The sequence below is a fragment of the Microcoleus asticus IPMA8 genome, from assembly GCF_013179805.1.
In the GTDB taxonomy this organism is placed as follows: Bacteria; Cyanobacteriota; Cyanobacteriia; order Cyanobacteriales; family Microcoleaceae; genus Microcoleus; species Microcoleus asticus.
The window spans coordinates 16,500-34,019 of sequence record NZ_SRRZ01000047.1 but is presented as its reverse complement, the minus strand read 5'-3'; the positions used below and the strand labels follow the sequence as shown (position 1 = coordinate 34,019).

Sequence of the window (17,520 nt, the reverse complement as noted above, 5' to 3'; positions counted from 1 at the left end):
CATTTCCCCCAGCCCGCACTGTACTGCTGTCAATAGATATCCCTGGATTATTAAATGTCCCGTTTCCGCCAGTACCGTTGAGAGTAATATTTCCTGTCTCCGCCGATTGCACTGTGCTGGTGCTAATAGATATCCCTTGATTACCATCTGTCCCGTTCCCGCCCGTACCGTTGAAAGTAATACTTCCTGTTCCGATCGATTGCACTGTGCTGGTGGTATTAATGTTAATCCCGTTGTTGTTGATTCCAGTTCCGTTACTATTTCCAATCCCTGTCAGGCTAATATTTCCATTAGCTGAAGTCACGTTAGATGTACCTGTAACAACAATACCTTCATTGGGCGTGAATGCGCTGGTTCCGCCAGTACCGTTGAGAGTAATATTCCCGCTGCCAATAGTTTGTAGTGTGGCACCCGAAATCAAAATACCATTATTGTTTGCTGTCGCGTTTCCTCCAATACCATTCAGGTCAATGTTTCCACCACCGGCATTAAGTGTGCTGTTCTTGAACTCGATTCCCGGGCCCAACCCAAGATTACCCTGACCATTACCTAGGAAATTACCACCATTAGTAGCGATCGTCGAACCTACAATACGGACACCACCACCGTTTAGATTATCACTATCAGCATTCAGAGTAATATTGCCTCCCTGAGTGGTGATATTGGTATTATTAATATTAATATTATTATTAGCAGTCAGAGTCAGGGAATTACTATTAGCCCAAGAGAGAGGAGCGCTGACGGTAATATCGCCTTGGCTTGGAAAATCCGACGCAGTGGAAATAGTCACATTTCCCAAACCTAGCTGTGTTTGCAGCGTTCCATTATTAATTGTAGAAGCACCCGCCGATGGCGTAAATGCTCCCCCTACTAAAGTGCCGCCTGCGTCCGCACCTGCGCTAATAGTGATATCAGTAGGATCTAACAATAAGGTGCCAGCGAGGCCAAAGGTCGATCGCAAATCAACTAATCCTTGAAAACCCAGCGATTGCTTTCCTGAAACTTCCACAAAGCCGCCATTCCCAGAAAATAAGCCACCTCTGGCCGTAATATTGCCATTAAAGCGAGTAGTTTCATCAGCCCAAACTATGACTCGCCCGCCATTCCCATTACTAATAGCATCAGCATTAATCATCGAGTCGCTGCTGACAAAAGTCCGCGAAGCATTGGGCACCGTCCCCAAACCCTGATAATCTCCGCCAATCAGTACATTACCGCCGCCGTTAACCCCAGAAGCATCGATCTTGCCCGCAATAACTCCTACTTTGTCGCCTAAAATATTTACAGTACCGCCAGTGTTGCCAGAGACATTGAGACTGCCGGATGCGATCGCAGTTCCCGCAGTTACCGGCACAGCAGCATTCCCCGTCAACACAACTTCGCCATTGGGATTTACCGTCAAACCGGTTGCCTGTGCCACACCTTTTCCAGTCAGCAACTCCGGCAAAGATAACACTGGCTGCGTCCAATTGTTCGGCAGCGAGCTTTGAGTTGCTGTCGGCTGAATATCCAAACTCAATAAATTTCCAGCTTGACTGATGCGCACCAAATTGTTACCCGGTACGGCGCTGATGAGAATATTGCCGCTAGGCGCACTTAGCTGACCCGTATTGACAACCGTACCTCCGACCAAAGTTAAACTTTGACCTGGTGTCACCGTCAGATTGCCTGCATTAACAATGTTTCCCCCTTGCAAAGTTGTAAATGCAAAACTGTTCGGTGTCCCGATGAAACTTGCCCAATTGTTATTGCCGATCGCACTAAACCACTGATTGTTCCCAAAGCCAATGCCTGTCGCCGTAGTAGCATTAAAAGATCCAGGCACGTTCAGACTGGCATTCGACCCGAAAATCATGCCGGCAGGATTCATCAAAAATAAATTGGCATTGCCCCCCGTAACTTGAATTAAGCCATTTATTAAAGAAGGATTACCCCCAGTAATCCGCCCCAAAATATTTTGAATACTGGGATTTGTCAGAAAGTTAGCCGTTTGACCTTCGCTGAGGCCAAACTGAGTAAAACTGTGAAAAAGATTAGCCCGATCTCCGCTGAAGGACCCCCCGGAAATGTCGTAGCGGTTGCCGCTAGGAGTAACAACTGTGTTAGTGCCGTCTGGTGCGGGGGTAATGGGTTGCGCGTTTGCCGAACCCGCCGCTGCACTCAGCCAGCCAACAATGAATAACCATCCGAGCAAATGTAGTCTATTGGCTGTCATTGTGTTTAAAGATTGTGCTTAAAGTGCGATCGTATTTATCTATCCTATTTTTACTTCTACAAACTACTCATGTCAATAGAATAGCTCTGTTTTTTATTACTGAATAATTTGGAGGTAAATCTGAAGTAAATGTATGAGTTGATAAGTAGGTAAAGGCAAAAAACCATAGTATCTTTTAGGGGGGAAAGCGTGAGGATCGCGAGATACCAGCGAGTAAAGAAATGTTCTCACCCACCCTCCCCATGTAATGTTTATTTGTAACCACCTACTTAGGGGTTTTCAGTTACGTGAAGTACAGATATCGGGTTGCGACACGGTAATGCTGTGTACGTAATGTATTCAGGCGCGGGGCGAGCAATGAAACTTGGTTTCTTGTTTCCACTTTCACTGCTTCCATGAAGCAATTACCTTAAGAAACCGGGTTTATGCGTCCGGTAATTTTGGCAAAATCTGAGGCGGAACGCGAGGGTTAGGGGTTTAAAAAACTGGGAATATTAGTCAAAATTACGTAAGTATCGATCGCCTGTTCTCCCGCTTGCTTCCAGTGGCAAAAAACTCGCTCAAATCTCTACTTGCGCCCGCTGCACTCTTATGCTCCTCAAAGCGAGCAGCTTGCAGCCCGCTTTGAGGAGCATAAGACCGAACAGCCGAATTCCTCTCAGAAACTTTATAAGTTTTAGACGATCTTTACCAAAACTTTACAAAGCAGGAGTAAAATTTTTATGTATTTTTGATGAAAGCCAATATAGGCACGTCTTGCACTCAACTTTAGACGGTTACCGGAACGAAGTAAATGTAGTAGGTTGGAAGTCGAGGCAGGATGAAAATCTTGCTGTTACAGATTAAACTATGGCAATCTGGTGTCAGTGAAAACTCTTAGAAGAAGCACTCATTTATTCCTAAACACATTTAAGTGATACTGGTCTCTAGATTCACTGGTGTGGAGTCTCTTCTGTAGGTTTGACGATCGTCCTAAATATCGCAGGCTCGCGATCGTCTATTCGCATCACGGCAACATGGGATTTCCCGTTTTACTATCTAACAATACTGGAGGAATCAGGGTTATGACTACCTTAACGCTAGTCAAAAAAACATCTTTTACAGTCGCCAGCTTGGCAACCACAATCTTGCTCAGCATCTGCACGCCCGTCCGAGCTTTCATGTTTGGCACGAGCGGCATCCAGTTCGATCGAGATACCAATATAAACTTTACCTTCGACCAATCTCACGGCGGTTACCAGTCGAGCTTGTGGGTAGCCCAAGCTGACTCAGGAAACACTGGCTACAGCAACATCGCCAGACTGTTTTACGAGACTCAACCCTCAGATAACGGCGGCGCCAATGACTGGCAGGGAACCTTCGGCAACGCAGTCACCTCCGACAACGGCTCCAGCACTCAAACCTTCACATTTTTGCAGGATCAAATTTATGCCCTGCTGCTGTGGAGCGACAGCGGCACGGGCCAACCTTTCGAGCAGTACGTCTCGTCGAGCACCTTCATGAACAGCCCCAACTGGTGGGCCGCCACCAGCCAGTTCCAGAGAAATGACTGTCTGGTGGCGGGCTGTCAGCAAGCCGTATTTGGCGACTTTAATCTCGACTACAACTCCACCGACTCATTTACCAACATCAACGGCGGTAATGGCCCTGGGCAATATTCATCGCTCACAATGGCGCAACTGGCTCAGGGCATAAAAATCTCCTTCGACGATGCCGGAGGAAACGACGCTGATTTCCAAGACTTCACCGTGTTGACTGAGTTAGGCTCCGAAACAATGACCCAACAGGCTCAGCGCAGAAAAATCTCCTTCGACGATGCCAAAAAAGGAAACGACGCTGATTTCCAAGACTTCAGCGTGTCGGCGGAGTTAGCCCCCGAACCAGTCACAGTGTTCGGGACTGTGCTGGGGATCGGGGCTTTGGCGGCAGCTCGCAGGAAAAACAAGCGAGGGCAGCAACCAGAAAAATGACTCTTAATCAGCCCCATTCAAATCTAAATAGTGCGTCTGTTCAGTGGTACTCTGAGGAATAGCATTTCTAAATGTTAAGAGTTTTTCCAATATCGGAAAAATAGCATCCTAACAAAGGCACTATTCATGGTATCCACCGCAACAAAAACGAACGTAGGCTACATCACCCAAATCATTGGGCCGGTTGTAGACGTAAAATTCCCAGGCGGCAAACTGCCCCAAATCTATAACGCTCTGACGATTTCCGGCAAAAACGAAGCAGGTCAAGACGTTTCCGTTACCTGCGAAGTTCAGCAACTGCTCGGAGACACCCAAGTGCGTGCAGTTTCCATGAGTACCACCGACGGCTTGGTGCGCGGAATGGAAGTAGTAGATACCGGGGAATCGATCCAAGTTCCTGTCGGAATCCCAACTCTCGGCCGGATTTTTAACGTCATCGGCGAACCCGTAGACAACCTCGGCCCGGTCAATACTTCCGAAAGTATGCCCATCCACCGCAACCCTCCGGCTTTCACCGAACTGGAAACCAAGCCTTCGGTGTTTGAAACCGGAATCAAGGTGATCGACCTGCTGGCCCCTTACCGTCGCGGTGGCAAAATCGGTCTGTTCGGCGGCGCAGGCGTCGGCAAAACCGTGATTATGATGGAACTCGTGAACAACATCGCCAAGGCTCACGGCGGCGTGTCCGTGTTCGGTGGTGTGGGCGAGCGCACCCGCGAAGGTAATGACCTCTACAAAGAAATGATCGAGTCGGGGGTTATTAACGAAGAAGACCGCAGCAAGTCAAAAATTGCCCTAGTATACGGTCAAATGAACGAGCCGCCTGGTGCTCGGATGCGCGTGGGCCTGTCGGCTCTGGCGATGGCCGAATACTTCCGCGATGTCAGCAAGCAAGACGTGCTGCTGTTCATTGACAATATCTTCCGGTTCGTGCAAGCGGGTTCTGAGGTATCGGCTCTGTTGGGTCGGATGCCTTCGGCTGTGGGATATCAGCCGACTCTCGGTACGGATATGGGCGACTTGCAAGAACGGATTACTTCGACTACCGAAGGTTCGATTACTTCGGTTCAAGCTGTGTACGTACCTGCGGATGACTTGACTGACCCCGCACCGGCTACGACTTTTGCTCACTTGGACGCTACAACTGTGTTGTCTCGCGGTTTGGCTTCCAAGGGTATTTATCCGGCTGTTGACCCGCTGGATTCTACGTCTACGATGTTGCAAGTTAGCGTTGTCGGCGAAGAGCACTATGGTGTTGCTCGTCAGGTGCAGTCAACTCTGCAACGCTACAAGGAATTGCAAGACATTATTGCAATTTTGGGTTTGGACGAGCTGTCGGAAGATGACCGCTTGACCGTTTCTCGCGCTCGCAAAATTGAACGGTTCTTATCTCAACCGTTCTTTGTTGCCGAAGTGTTCACCGGTTCCCCCGGCAAATACGTCAAGCTGGCAGATACCATTAAGGGCTTCCAGATGATTTTGGCTGGCGAACTTGACGAATTACCGGAACAAGCTTTCTATTTGGTGGGCGATATCAACGAGGCGATCGCCAAATCTGAAAAAATGAAAGCTGAGGCCAAGTAATTTTAGTCATTAGTCATTAGTCATTGGTCATTAGTTGTTAACAGTTAACAGTTAACAGTTAACAACTAAGTGACTGATGATGGCCGACGGCTGACTAATGACTAATTACTAATGACTGCTGACTGCTGACTAATGACTAATGACTAAGGACAATTTATGACATTAACTGTGCGCGTAGTTGCCCCAGACAAAACTGTTTGGGATTCTAATGCTGAAGAAGTAATTCTGCCGAGCACCACAGGCCAATTGGGTATCTTGAGCGGTCACGCTCCAATGTTGACAGCTTTGGATACCGGAGTGATGCGCGTCCGTCCCGGCAAGGAATGGGTGTCTATTGCTCTGATGGGCGGCTTTGCAGAAATTCAAGAAAACAAAGTTACTATTCTTGTCAACGGCGCTGAAAAAGGCGAAACCATTGATAAAGAAGCTGCTCGTACTGCTTATACCGAAGCAGAAGCTCGTTTGGAAAAGGCTACTAGCGGCACTTTGCAAGAGCAAATTCAAGCCAAGCAAGCAATCAAACGCGCGAGAGCTCGTTTCCAAGCTGCCGGCGGCACGCTCTAGCTCTAAGGGTAGGAACACGGCTGGCTTTTGTAGGGACACAACAATGTTGTGTCCCTGCTGTTTTCTTCGCGTTGTATCCCTACTGTTTTGCTAAACTCCCGCCTCAGACAAGAGAGATTGCATTGTTTCCCAAGATAACCCCTGCTGAAGATAGCGGGGGTTATTTGGGTTGTAGGGGCTCTCCACGCGATCGACACTGACAATTTTTGCTTCCTCCGGCAAAACAGGAACCTCAGGATCGAAAGCGGTCGATCGCGTCAGAGAGCTAGAAAAGCCTTTAAAAATAGCAATTTCATCGAATTCGCCGTCAATTTGAGCCTTGACGATTAAAACTTCGTGCGATCGTTTTACCGTGTATTGTTCCAAGCGGCGAGCAATAGAGTCAGCCATAGCAAATCTCACTTTCCTGAAATCTGCTATAATATAGCTTAATTTTGCGGCTAATTTCAGGAACAGCGAGCCAAGATTTTATTCTTAATTCAACCGTTTTTTATAGCAGGAAGTAAGCGTACATAATATAATTGCTATAAAAAAATAAACTATTTGAATCAGGGAAAACCTACTTGTTCGATATTTGATGATCCATAGAAAGACTAGGTTTTAATTATCGTTGTTCCGTAAAAATTGGATTAAACAGCGTTTTGCTTGGGATATACGCTGCTATTTATGGTAGTTTTTTGCTGGAGATCAGCTCTGGTAAGTTGTAACTCAAAGCTAATAAATAACTGTTTACGGGGCGGGAATTCTAGTTAGTGACTCAATTCTAGAGCGTTTGGGCGATCGAGAAAAATATATGTGCCGATTTGTCGATCGAGTCACAGTAAAAGGCAAAAAATCTGCCGTGTCGGTGTTTTAAATTTATGATGCAGAAACAAAACAAAGCATTGAACTAAAACAGAAAACTGCTACTGAATTTAAAATGGGTCTGGAGTTTTATTTCGAGCAAAAATTTAGTAAATCGCAAAAAATATTCAAGAATATTTGCGAAACAAATCCTCAAGATAAGTTAGCAGCAATTTAGTGTCAGCGCTCTCTGAAGAATCGAATGTATGGAGTGGCAGAAGGATGGTCGGGGATAGAAGCTTAGGATGAAAAGTAGGGATACGGCAAGGCCGTGTCCGGCGCGGGGAGTAGGACAGGGCATTCCCCTGTCCCTACGGTTCGCTTTGACTTTTAATAATTGGTATAAGATGGAGGATGATAGAAACGATATCAGATTTTCCTTGCGTAAGTTTTGTTTAATTACAAAATGGTTTAGAATACTTACCAGCGGTAAATCGTCGCTCCGAGTATTAATATCGTTTCCGGTTGCATCGGAATAATAAAATCTGGTCAACAGTTAACACTCAACCATTCAGTTTTTCGACCCCTCCTTCAACAGTCAACAGTCAACAGTCAACAGCAAACAATCATTCCGGTTGCACCGGAATTGATATAACTGTATCTTTCTAACTAAAAATTAATGTTATGTCCACTCTTTCTCTCAAGCACTTGGTGGCAAAACTTTCAGGAAAAGCGACGCTGCAAACCGTACTCATAGTTCCGTTTGTCTTGCAAGTATTTGCAGCGGTGGGTATTGTGGGATATCTATCATTTAGGAACTCTCAAAGAGCAGTGAATGACCTTGCCGATCAGTTGATGGGGGAGGTGAGCAATCGGATCGAGCAAAATTTGACAACTTATCTGCAAACTCCGCACCAAATCAATCAAAGCAAGCTGGATGCGGTGAAAGTGGGTTTTGTGAACATGAAAGACTTGTCAGCTTGGGAAAAGTATCTGTGGCGGCAAGTGCAATTATATCCTTATATCAATTTTACATCGATCGCTAATCAAGATGGAGAATATCGCACTGGCGAAAAGATGTCTAATGGCACTTTATTGATTAACGCATCGGGCCCGTCTACAAAATTTGATTTTTATTCTTACAATACTAATGATACGGGCGATCGCACTACAGTAGCCGCCTCCGTTAAAAACTTCGACATCCGGCAGCACCCTTCCTACGCCTATGCGGCTCTAGCAATCAAACCAACTTGGAGTTCAGTTTATATATCCTTCCTAGAACCCACATTGATTCTCAGCGCGCTGCAACCAGTTTACAACAGCCAGAAACAGCTAGAAGGAGTATTAATTGCTGCTTTGCGTCTCGACAGTATCGGTCAATTTTTAACCAGCCTCAAAATAGGGAAATCAGGTCAAACTTTTATTATCGAAAGAAACGGCACGCTGCTGGCAACTTCCACACCCGAAAAACCTTTCCGCACCCTAAACGGTAAAAAAGAACTGTTTAAAGTTACAGAAAGCAGCGATACAGTAACGCAAACTACAGCTAAATATTTAGAAAGTCACTTTAAAAACTTGCAGCAAATTACCAAATCGCAGCAACTCAGTTTTGAGATAAACGGGAAGCAGCAATTTTTAAAAGTCCTGCCCTTCCAAGACGACAAGGGTTTAGATTTGCTGATTGTCGTTGTCGTTCCCGAAGCCGACTTTATGGAACAAATTCATGCGGGCAACCGAACTACAGTGTTGCTATGTCTGGCTGCTTTGGGCATGGCAAGTGTGTTAGGAATTCTCACTTCTCGCTGGATTATCAAACCTCTTTTAAAATTAAAAAATGCAGCAATAGCTTTATCTGAAGGACAATTTGACCAAACTGTCAAGCTCGATCGCTCCGACGAGTTGGGCGTACTTGCCGCTGCTTTTAACAGCATGGCAGCACAACTGCAAGCATCTTTTACTGCCTTAGAAACTAAAAATACCGAATTGCAGCGACTGGACCAACTAAAAGACGAATTCTTAGCCAATACTTCTCACGAACTCCGCACTCCCCTCAACGGCATTATTGGGATTGCAGAATCTTTAATAGACGGTGCTACCGGACAACTACCAGAATCAACAATTTTTAACTTAGTTTTGATTTCATCGTCGGGAAAAAGATTGTCTTCTTTAATTAACGATATTCTGGATTTTTCTCAGCTCAAACACAAAACTATAGAGCTCCAAATTAAGTCCGTTGGTATCCGAGAAATAGTCTCTGTAATCCTCACCTTATCTCAGCCATTAGTTGGCAAAAAAAACTTGCAGTTGATTAACTCAGTCGCTCCTGAATTGCCACCAATAGCAGCCGACGAGAATCGCTTGGAGCAAATACTTTACAACTTAATCGGCAATGCGATTAAATTTACCGAAAGCGGTACCGTTGAAATTTCAGCAGCATTGGTAACGGGCAACGAACAATCACCGCCTAATTCCCAATTATCAATTACTGTATCCGATACCGGCGTTGGCATCCCCGAAGATAAATTAGAGCGAATTTTTGAATCCTTTGAACAAGCTGACGGTTCCACTGCTAGAGAATTCGGCGGTACGGGTTTAGGTTTAGCGGTTGCTAAGCAATTAGTGGAATTGCACGGAGGTAAAATTTGGGTATCTTCAACTGTAGGTGTAGGTTCCCAATTCACTTTTACTTTGCCCGTATCTGAAACTCAGCCGGAATTTAGCAGCAGACAGCCGCATTTAACCGAGGGATATCGACATTTAATCACTCCTGAATTAGCCCGCGAATCATCTATAATAAATTCTCAGGTATCAGACAATAGCGACTTGCTAGAAAGTGAAAGATTAAAAATTTTGGTAGTTGATGATGAGCCGATTAATATTCATGTCATCATCAACAGTCTTTCTGTAGAAAACTACGATATCACTCAAGCGAGCAACGGCTTAGAAGCTTTAAATCTGATTCAATCAGGATTTAAGCCCGACTTAATTTTACTGGATGTAATGATGCCGCAGATGACTGGTTATGAAGTGTGTCGAGAAGTTCGCAAAAAATACTCGCCTTTAGAAATGCCGATTCTGATGCTGACGGCCAAAAATCTAACTACCGACTTGGTAGAAGCTTTTAATTTAGAAGCAAATGATTATGTAACTAAACCTTTTATCAAAAAGGAATTGTTGGCGAGAATTAACACGCAAATTCGCCTTGCTAAACTGAATGCAGCCTACGGCAGGTTTGTGCCGCACGATTTTCTAAGCTTGCTGGAAAAGCCGAGTATTATTGAAGTAAAATTAGGCGAAAATCAGGAAAGAGATATGACAGTGCTGTTTGCGGATATTCGCTCGTTTACGGCGCTTTCCGAAAATATGACGCCGCCTGAAAATTTTGCATTTATTAACACTTACTTGGGAAGGGTTAGCCCTGCAATTAGGAAAAATAACGGGTTTATTGACAAATACATTGGGGATGCAGTCATGGCACTGTTTCCTACATCTCCATCAGATGGCGTGCGAGCAGCAATTGATATGCAAAAAGAAGTGAATATTTACAACCAGCAACGAGAAAAAGATGGTTGGTGTCCGATCGCGATCGGCGTCGGTTTGCACGCGGGCAATTTGATGTTGGGTACAATTGGCGAGAAAGAACGAATGGAAAGTACCGTGATTGCTGATGCGGTAAATCTCGCCTCTCGTTTGGAAGGATTGACTAAGGTTTACGGCTCGGGAATTCTAGTTAGCGGTGCAATTATCGATCGCCTGGACGAGCCAGAAAAATATAAGTACAGATTTGTCGATCGAGTAACGGTGAAAGGAAAAACAAATGCTGTGTCGGTGTTTGAAATTTACGATACAGAAACAGAGCAGAGCATTGGACTCAAGCAGCAAACTGCGGAGATTTTTCAAGAAGCTCTCAATTTTTACTACGAGCAAAAATTTGTTGCCGCCCAAAAAGTGTTTCAGAATATTTTACAAATCAATCCTGACGATCGGGTAGCAATGCTGTATTTCAAACGCTCTCGCAACTATCGGATGTACGGAGCGCCGGATGGGTGGTCTGGGGTGGAAACTTCGACAGAGAAATAGGGCGCACACTGCACGGCCTACTCTCTTTAAAAGATGGTTGCACAAACTTTAAAATATAGTTGTACAAACGCCGAATTTATTCCAAGTTTTGGAACCGACAATGCCATCAGCAAGAATCTGTTGTTGCTTTTGAAAATTGATGACTGCTTGTTGGGTTTTCGCGCCGAATCCTCCATCAGTATTTACAGAAAATCCGCTGGCGTTCAAGAGCCGCTGGAGGTAGCGAACGTCTTCATTTTGGGTGACGGCATCGTTGCGTTTGAGTAGGGGAAAATAATGGCAGGAAGGTAATTCAATGCGAATTGCGTTTGTGGTTTGCATGGTTTGAGTCTCCATTGGTTGTTTGCAAGTTGTTTGAAAGCAGAGAAGTGCGGAAATGATGTTAATAGTCCTGGATACACTCTTGACTGGCAGAAACGGGGTTTCGGCTTCGCTGAACCACCAGGTTCTTTAGCGTTTCTGGGAGCGTAAAGGAAGTATTGCTGTGAAAAAACCCACTTTCTTGCTACCCGTGCGCCTAGGATTAGTTAACTTGGATTTAACATCCGGGTTCACCTGCATCACAAGCGCCTAATAGATTCCAAGTTTGAGGACCGACAATGCCATCAACAGCAATCTTATTTTGTTTTTGAAATTTGATGACTGCTTGTTTGGTTTTGGCGCCGAAGAATCCATCAATTGCTACTGGATATCCGTTTTTAACTAAGGATTGTTGGAGATAGCGCACGTTTTTATTGGCAGCGGTGCTATTATTTCGTTGGAGTGTTGGCAGTGAAGAGCAAATAGGTAATTGAGCGTAAATTGAATTTGTGGTTTGCATGGTTTGATTGGGGATTAGTGGTTTGCAAGTTGTTTAAACTTGCTATTCCCCAGTTGAGCTGTGAGGCGAAGTGCTTTAACAGTCGCTTTTTATAGTGAAACTTATCTGGGGTAGCTCAGATGAGTGACAGCCCGCTATCAAATCCGTTTTGTAGAAAGTAATTGTCAAAGACAAACAGCAGCCAATTGCCATTTTTTATCAATTTTTAGCATTTTTGATGGAAGCCCCACACCATACCTGTAAGGCTGTTAGTGCCGGGATGGATAGGCGGATTGACGTAGGTTGGAGAGTCAATCAATCTTGTCACGGTGTACTCTATCGACTCTTTTAAAAGCTGAGTAACAATTTTTTATATAGAGGAGGCAAAAATACTGTATTGAAAGCTAGTTAACCATTTGGGCCAAAAGGGCGATGGGGAAAAGTGGTAGGGGGTTGGGACTTTAACTTAGAAGTGATATCGTAGTATCGGTAGATAGTAGATTTTCGGCTGTCAAACAATTTCAGAATTGAATCAATAACAATTTCTGTAACTATCGGGTTAAAGTCGGAAATAAAGTCGTCGGCGTTTAGATTGTTTTTAAAAAATTCCTTAGCTCGATCGCACTGATAGCGCATTTCGTCAAAGCCAACAATTTTCACAACAAACGTTGTCAGTGGCGAGTTCTCCAAATCTGTATTAGAAGTGCTTTTAGCCCGCCCATTTTCTAATAAATTCAATACTTCTGCTTCTAAATTACTTTTAAGTTCGTAAGGTTTCTCTATTTCTGGAAAAAAGCTTTCTAGGCGCACGCAGTTAGCAGATTGCTCCGGAATTCCTCCCATCATCATCGCCAGAGAAACATCGATCCCCAAACCCGAAGAAAGAGCTTCTAGCAGGGCGAGAGCAGACAGTTTGCACCCCAAATAAAGCTTCGCAATTTCGAGATTGTACTTAGCAGTAGTTTCCCAGCGCTCATAGGTGCGATCGTCTGGATATCCACCAAACTGACGGAAAATTATCTCTGGCTTGAGATAATTCAGAAAACCTTCCATCTTCAGCAAAGCAACTCGGTAGTCGCGAACCGTGTAAAAACCGCAGCAAATGAGATTGTGATTGGTTTCCGGCAGTAAATTCCAGGTATTTGCCAAAAAATGGGCTGAACTATGGTAAGCAAAACTCATCACGTCCCGGTTAGAAATTCGCACAGCTTTTTTGACCGTTTCCCGCATTTGCTCGTCAGTCAAACTGAGGTTAAACAGGCTGTTTGTTGCTTGTAAGCGTTCATAAAGGCGCTGGCTTACCGTTACTCCGGACTCGGCGGCCCGAAACGGAATTGTTGCTTCAATGCAGCCTGCAATTTGAAGCAATTGCTCGCGTTTGAGGAATGGTTCTAGAGCTTTTGCTGCTACCACAGCGCTGAGAAATTCGTTTTGTCCGGAGAAAGGATTGAGAACTTCGCCCGGTTTAAAATTGAATACCAGCATTACCATCTCGAAGATAGCATCCGCAGAAAGTTCAGATTTATCCCGAATTTGTAGCTGTTTGTTAACCTCTTTTGCAACAGGAGTGATGTAGTAGCTGACGTTAAAGTTAATGCTGCGATCGACTTGCACGTAGACGGTATCGTGAAATAAAGCTGCCAAAACCTCGATCGCGTCTTCATCTCCCCCCACATCAAAAATATGTTCGGGAGTGTGAAAAAACCGCCAGGGCCCCATCATCGGCTGAACAATCAGTTCGGCAATCCGAGCGAGTTCACTTGGTTCGACTTTTGCTTCTAGGCGATCGAGCGCCCAAATCAGCTTTTCTAAGCACTGTAAGTAGGCTTGTTCGCTATCCATCACAGTCTTTCCCAATAACATTGCTGTCAGTCGATTTTAGAGTTTAGATTTTAGATTTTAGATTTACTCCACAGATGAATTTGGGAGTTTGTACCTGAGTCTAAAATTTTTATATCTCCAGGACAGGAGTCGTTTGCAAGTATGCGTTTTTGGGCGGGGTTACGTCAGCCACCACCCTGTTAGTTTGATTCTCTCGTAGATGGATCCCGGCTTTTCTGAGTTGGGATTTTTGAGCTTTATATTGAATACTTTAGCTACAATTTAGGATGCAAATACTAACTTACAATCAAATTAATTTCCGGTAGCCGATCTCCCCTGTTTTCCTAGTCGAATTAGCACAAAGTATGACAAGTAAATTACATAGATTCCTAAACCTATCAGACCCAACAATCCCAAAAATTGAGGGTTTGCCGTAGCGTGAAACATTTGTTTGTACAGCCAAGGTGGATCTAACCAAACGCGGCAAAAAGGTTCGTCAATTATCTGAATTTGAGATTTAAAGGCACAGCTTAAAAAGGGAAGTTGAGCTAGAGCGCCCAAACCGCTGTAAACAGTAATCGCCCACCGCCAAGCTGTAAAAGCCAGTTTCAGGGACGACTGCGGTCGATCGGCAATTTCTTCGTTTAAATCCTCCCAAAACCACAGACTAGCAGGAATCAAAGCCCTCCCAATCACCGACGACACAAAGCTCACAGGCATTGCAGCCATCATCAGGTAAAGTGTAATTGCCAGCAAACTCGCCACCCGCCAATAAATAATCGACAAACGGACGATCGCCTCAGCTTTTGCCAAAACAGCCCAAATCAGCACTACCAGCGGGATCGAAATTGTTAATAACACAGACAACCGGTAATCCATCCAGACTAGCGGTTGAAACCAAGGCCCGGTGGCTGCCAATAAAAGACTCAACATCTTTGGGAAAATATACTCACTTATTTGTCACAAATTTTACTACAAAAATGCTCAAAAAGCAGCAACCTGAACACGGTCTTAATGTTCCTGTTGCTGCTACCTTTTCTAAGGTACTTGGCGCGCTTTGAAAGGTACTTGAGACACGATAGAGGTTCATCAGCTTGGGTTCAAACTGTTTATTCCTCGGATTTCCCATTCCCATCCCCCGAAACAAGGCGCGCGCAAGAGCAAATTCTTGTCTCCCTTGATTCGCTGGCTAGGGCGAAGCTGGCGGATTTGAACCGTATCGGGATAGAGGGCAAATCTCGCCATTACCTAAAGGCTCAACCCCTAAAATAAAATTCTCCCGCGCCAAAAGTTAGATTTCGGCGCGGGAGGGAAGGCCTTGAGCTAAATGGCTCGTTTATTCGTCGTAGATGCGGCACTCAGCAGCGTCAGGATTGTCGTCGCAATATTTTTCAAAAGAATTCTTAGGTTTGACTTGCTTTTGGTGGGAAGCTTCTGCTTGCAGTTCTTCAACTGCGTCCCACGCCGCCGCGCATTCCCCGGAAGCCGCGCCCTTGAGGTCACAGACGTTACGAGCGCTTTCTAGTTCTTCTTCAATTTTTTCTTGGATGTTGCCTGCGGGTGTTGTTGTCATAAAACTTGTTGGTATGAAAGTGTAGGAGAATATGGTTGTCCCCGACCTATTTCTAGGTAATGTTAGCTTCGCCAATGTTTAGTGAGCTTGTTCGGCTAACGGCACGTCCTTAACCCAAATAAAGAAGTTTAACCGTTAACGACAGAGCAAGAGATTAGCGATCGCATCCGCTTGGTGTCACAACTCAAAAAACATAGACCTCTAAAGTCTTAGGCTGGTCAACTGTGGTTTAAGTCTTAGGCTAGAAGCTAGCGTGTCTTTAGACCTGGGTCGTTGACCTGATTAAGTAAGAAAGGTTTTCTTTTTGGATGTTAGTTTGGGTTGGATTTGCAGTTTCGGTCTGGCGACCCCAGCTAATAATAGCTTGAGATGCGCTGCTGTTGCAGCCGCCCAGATAGAAACCATCCATAACTGCGATCGCAGCAGCCGTCTCTACTTCCTGCTTTACTCTAGCCCGTAGGCGGGTTCTAGTTCACAGGCATCAATGTAGGTCAAGCCGACCTTACTTTTGATGAAAACATTACACGAGGTTGATGTGTCAAACTGTATTGAGCTTTATCTTTTAAGATTTAGCTGAACACGGCATTTAACACTTAAAAGATTAATCGGACTCTCATGTTAACTTATGTTAACACAACAACGGCGATCGAGGGGGAATCGATCGCCCAAGAATACCGTCCCCCCAGCGGTCAGTTCCGGTTAGCCTAATGTATAGAGATAGTTTTATAGAGAAGTTTGCCAGATGTACACCGAAAACCAAATGCAATGGGTCAGCGCTTTATCAACCCGTCCGTCTTTGGAATCAGCCCTCAAAGAAGTTGTAGAACAAACCGATCGCGACCTCGAAGGCCGGGCCGATTTAGCGCTGATATTTATCTCGTCTGCCTTTGCCAGCGAGTATTCTCGGCTGATGCCTTTACTGCGAGAACTGCTGCCAGTGCCGGCGATCCTGGGCTGCGGCGGGGGAGGAGTCATCGGCACGAACCGGGGCGGCCTCACCGAAGAAGTCGAGGGATCTCCCGCAGTCAGCCTGAGTCTGGCGCGCTTGCCGGGAGTCAATGTCAGAACTTTTCACGTCGGTGCAGAAGAACTGCCGGACTTAGACAGTCCCCCGGATACTTGGGTGGATCTCTTGGGCGTGCCGGCCCAGGAAGAACCGCAGTTCATCATCTTTGCAGACCCCTTTTCCGCAAAAATTAACGATTTGCTGCAAGGGCTAGATTATGCCTATCCGGGTGCGGCGAAGGTAGGGGGGCTCGCCGGCGGGGACGGTGCGGGCAGGGGCGCGGCGCTGTTTTGCGACTATGAGCTTTACCGAGAAGGAACGGTTGGGGTAGCTTTGAGCGGCAATATAGTTTTGGAAACGATCGTAGCTCAAGGCTGCAGACCGATCGGGCATCCTTATCGGGTGACGGAAGGAGAGCGCAATATTTTGCTGAAACTCGAAGAACAAACCGACGATAGTGGCAGCGGGGGCATCGAGCGATCGCCCTTAGAGGCCCTGCGGGAGTTAGTTCAAACTTTGAGCGAAGAAGACCGAGAATTAGCGCAGCACTCGTTATTTGTAGGCTTAGTCAGCGATGAATTCAAGCTGACATTAGAGCCTGGAGATTTTTTAATCCGCAATCTGTTGGGAGTAGATCCGAAAGTGGGAGCAATTGCGATCGGCGATAGAGTCCGTCCCGGACAGCGCATCCAATTTCACCTGCGGGACGCGCGCACCTCTGCAGAAGACCTAGAAATGCTGCTCGATCGCTATCAGCGGGCCGCCGAGTACAGCGGTACATCCAGTGCCGGCGCCTTGATGTTCTCTTGTCTGGGGCGCGGTGAAGGGCTTTACGGCCAGTCGAACTTTGACTCCCGACTCTTCAGCCGATACCTCAAAAACATTCCCTTGAGCGGCTTTTTCTGCAACGGCGAAATCGGTCCCGTCGGCGGCAGCACATTTCTGCACGGCTACACCTCTGTATTCGGGATTTGCCGCCAAAATTCATAATTTGTGAACTGTTGACTGATGACTGTTGACTGATGACTGTTAACTGTTAACAATCTAAAATCTAAAATCTAAAATCTAAAATCTAAAATCGATCGACTGATGACCAATAACTAAAAGCGGCAGTCGCCTGCCGCT

The 17,520-nt window shown here is 45.6% G+C and carries 12 protein-coding genes; 5 read left to right on the top strand and 7 right to left on the bottom strand.

The genetic code is table 11. From position 1 onward, the window contains the following. Positions 1–2,215: two-partner secretion domain-containing protein (locus tag E5S67_RS14330; RefSeq protein ID WP_172188256.1), on the bottom strand; the 2,215-nt coding region annotated here is incomplete at its 3' end. A 1,064-nt stretch (positions 2,216–3,279) separates the two neighbouring features. On the opposite strand from E5S67_RS14330, the gene E5S67_RS14325 reads away from it, so the two are divergent. The 3 genes from E5S67_RS14325 (at position 3,280) to atpC (ending at position 6,333) form a co-directional block, all read left to right on the top strand. Continuing rightward, entirely contained in the window at positions 3,280–4,185 is a 906-nt protein-coding gene (locus tag E5S67_RS14325; RefSeq protein WP_172188254.1) for a PEP-CTERM sorting domain-containing protein, read from the top strand. Between the two features lie 126 nt (positions 4,186–4,311). Beyond that, positions 4,312–5,769 (top strand): F0F1 ATP synthase subunit beta, encoded by a 1,458-nt coding sequence (gene atpD / locus E5S67_RS14320; RefSeq protein ID WP_172188252.1) that lies wholly within the window; start codon positions 4,312–4,314, stop codon positions 5,767–5,769. A 156-nt stretch (positions 5,770–5,925) separates the two neighbouring features. Continuing rightward, entirely contained in the window at positions 5,926–6,333 is a 408-nt protein-coding gene (gene atpC, locus E5S67_RS14315; RefSeq protein ID WP_006635885.1) for an ATP synthase F1 subunit epsilon, read from the top strand. Between the two features lie 90 nt (positions 6,334–6,423). Here atpC and E5S67_RS14310 read toward each other — a convergent pair whose 3' ends face one another. Then, complete coding sequence (locus tag E5S67_RS14310; RefSeq protein ID WP_006635886.1) at positions 6,424–6,723, bottom strand: DUF7734 family protein; 300 nt, start codon at positions 6,721–6,723, stop codon at positions 6,424–6,426. 1,077 nt (positions 6,724–7,800) lie between these two features. Here E5S67_RS14310 and E5S67_RS14305 point away from each other — a divergent pair. Next, complete coding sequence (locus E5S67_RS14305) at positions 7,801–11,196, top strand: ATP-binding protein (protein ID WP_172188250.1); 3,396 nt, start codon at positions 7,801–7,803, stop codon at positions 11,194–11,196. Between the two features lie 48 nt (positions 11,197–11,244). Here E5S67_RS14305 and E5S67_RS14300 read toward each other — a convergent pair whose 3' ends face one another. From E5S67_RS14300 to E5S67_RS14280, 5 genes are all read right to left on the bottom strand, one after another. Further along, the gene (locus E5S67_RS14300; protein ID WP_172188248.1) at positions 11,245–11,517 is read right to left on the bottom strand and encodes a peptidoglycan-binding domain-containing protein; all 273 of its coding nucleotides are present in this window, start codon (positions 11,515–11,517) and stop codon (positions 11,245–11,247) included. Between the two features lie 217 nt (positions 11,518–11,734). Further along, positions 11,735–12,016: a peptidoglycan-binding domain-containing protein gene (locus E5S67_RS14295; protein WP_172188246.1), complete on the bottom strand. Its 282-nt coding sequence runs from the start codon at positions 12,014–12,016 to the stop codon at positions 11,735–11,737. A gap of 387 nt (positions 12,017–12,403) precedes the next feature. After that, positions 12,404–13,858 (bottom strand): hypothetical protein, encoded by a 1,455-nt coding sequence (locus tag E5S67_RS14290; RefSeq protein ID WP_172188244.1) that lies wholly within the window; start codon positions 13,856–13,858, stop codon positions 12,404–12,406. A 270-nt stretch (positions 13,859–14,128) separates the two neighbouring features. Further along, positions 14,129–14,749 carry a DUF3177 family protein gene (locus E5S67_RS14285; RefSeq protein WP_172188242.1) on the bottom strand — a complete coding sequence of 207 codons (621 nt, stop codon included), beginning with the start codon at positions 14,747–14,749 and terminating at the stop codon, positions 14,129–14,131. 403 nt (positions 14,750–15,152) lie between these two features. Then, positions 15,153–15,389, bottom strand: a complete 237-nt coding sequence (locus E5S67_RS14280) for a Calvin cycle protein CP12 (RefSeq protein WP_172188240.1) — start codon at positions 15,387–15,389, stop codon at positions 15,153–15,155. Positions 15,390–16,131: 742 nt separating this feature from the next. Between E5S67_RS14280 and E5S67_RS14275 the strand changes: the two genes are divergently transcribed. Next, positions 16,132–17,385, top strand: coding sequence for an FIST signal transduction protein (locus tag E5S67_RS14275; protein ID WP_172188238.1), 1,254 nt, complete (start codon positions 16,132–16,134; stop codon positions 17,383–17,385). Positions 17,386–17,520: the final 135 nt, after the last annotated feature.